Source organism: Streptomyces sp. NPDC002476 (assembly GCF_042889785.1).
Classification (GTDB): Bacteria; Actinomycetota; Actinomycetes; order Streptomycetales; family Streptomycetaceae; genus Streptomyces.
In genome coordinates, this window is the sequence record NZ_JBIARH010000112.1 from 1 (window position 1) to 1166 (window position 1166).

The 1166-nt window shown below is 67.4% G+C and carries 1 protein-coding gene; it reads right to left on the bottom strand.

What is annotated here, in order from left to right; translation table 11 throughout:
• A partial coding sequence (gene ltrA, locus ACFYXM_RS37125) for a group II intron reverse transcriptase/maturase (protein ID WP_389296269.1) occupies window positions 1–1146 on the bottom strand: 1146 nt, incomplete at its 3' end.
• Between the last annotated feature and the right edge of the window lie 20 nt (window positions 1147–1166).

A 1166-nucleotide genomic window follows, 5' to 3' on the forward strand; every position in this document is an offset into this window, starting at 1 on the left:
GACCTCGTCGTCGGCGGGCCACCATCGGCCCGCGCAGTAGCGACGGCGCAGACTCTTCCAGTTGGACCGGCGGTGTTTGCGCCGCAACCATCCGAAGACCTGCCGCCAGGTGAAGGCCGACAGGTACTGGAAGGTCGCGGACGACACCCCGTGCCGGAAGTACGCCGTCCAGCCCCGCAGCACCGGGTTGAGCTGGTGCAGCACGACTGCCAGCGGCAGGTTCGTGTCCTGTCGGCACACCGTCTTGACCTTCTCCTTGACGGCCTGGAGGGCCTTCTTGGAGGGGTAGAGGTAGACGTAGTGCTTCTGGGTCCCGCGTTTGCGGTGACGCTGGAGGCGCCACCCGAGGAAGTCCAGCCCCTCGTCAATATGGGTGATGGCCGTCTTCTCCACCGACAGACGCAGCCCCATCGGGGCGAGTACTTCCGCCACCTGGGTGCGCATGTCCTCGGCCTGCTCGCGAGTCCCGGTCACGGCGATCAGAAAGTCGTCCGCATACCGGAACAGCCGGTAGTTGGGGAGGTTCTGGCGCCGTCGCCGGGCCCGCTGGCCTTGCGTGGAGTTCGGCCCGCCCGGCCCGGCCGCGATGAACTCATCGAGGACCGACAGGGCGATGTTGGCCAGCAGCGGCGAGAGGATCCCACCCTGCGGAGTGCCGGAATCGGTGTTCTTGGACTGGCCACCCTCGCTGAGGATGCCCGACTTCAAGAACGCCTTCACCAGGTCAAGGACGCGCCGGTCTCCCACTCGGCGTCGCACCCGGCCCATCAGGGCCGTGTGGTCGATCGAGTCGAAGCACGCCTCGATGTCCCCCTCCACCATCCACTCATAGGAGTTCTTGGCGAAGTGGTGTGCCTCGGCGAGCGCGTCGTGAGCCCGGCGCTTCGGGCGGAACCCGTAGGAACACGGGAGGAAATCCGCCTCGAAGATCGGCTCCAGTACCAGCTTCAGGGACGCCTGGACCACCCGGTCCCGCACGGTGGGAATCCCCAACCGACGGCGCTTGGCCGTTCCCGGTTTGGGGATCATCCGTTCGCGCACGGGAAGCGGTCGGAAGGTTCGGCCCCTCAGATCGGACCGCACCTTGTCGAGGAATGCCTCGACGCCTTGCCCGTCCTCCACGGAACGGGCCGTCTGCCCGTCCACTCCGGCCGAGCGAGCGCCCC